The organism is Streptococcus danieliae (assembly GCF_009767945.1).
Classification (GTDB): domain Bacteria; phylum Bacillota; class Bacilli; order Lactobacillales; family Streptococcaceae; genus Streptococcus; species Streptococcus danieliae.
Genome location: NZ_WSRS01000194.1, coordinates 1 through 525 on the forward strand (window position 1 = coordinate 1; position 525 = coordinate 525).

The following is a 525-nucleotide window of genomic DNA, read 5'->3' on the forward strand; positions in this document are numbered from 1 at the left end:
TATGTCTTACCAGAATCCAAGTTAGGACGTGCTCTCAAATACAGTTTGGATTATGAGTCCACATTCAAAACTGTACTAGAGGATGGACGTCTCGTTCTATCCAATAATTTGGCAGAAAGAGCAATCAAATCCTTAGTAATGGGACGCAAGAATTGGTTGTTCTCCCAGAGTTTAGGGGGAGCAGAGTCTAGTGCGATTATTATGACTCTAATTGAGACAGCCAAACTCCACCAAGTGGACAGTGAAAAATATATAGTTTTCCTACTAGAACATTTACCAAACGAGGAGACTCTCGAAAAAAAGGAGGTTCTAGAGGCTTATTTACCATGGGCAAAACAAATACAAGAGCATTGTCGTTAAAGAAACCTCCAAGATTCAAAGCAAGCTGCTTACAATCTTGGAGGTTTTTTGATGTACCCTGTTATTGGGCGCTTACTTTTTAATAAGGGTGTTGAGATGGTTTTAACGTCAATCCGAATCCGGCTTCTTTCGAATTTCTATGAGATGCTTTCCCTGTGGTGGGGG

Annotated in this window: 1 protein-coding gene; it reads left to right on the top strand. The window is 40.6% G+C overall.

Annotated elements, in window-relative coordinates; all coding sequences use genetic code 11:
- A partial coding sequence (locus E5983_RS09415) for an IS66 family transposase (protein ID WP_160332692.1) occupies positions 1 to 360 on the top strand: 360 nt, incomplete at its 5' end.
- Between the last annotated feature and the right edge of the window lie 165 nt (positions 361 to 525).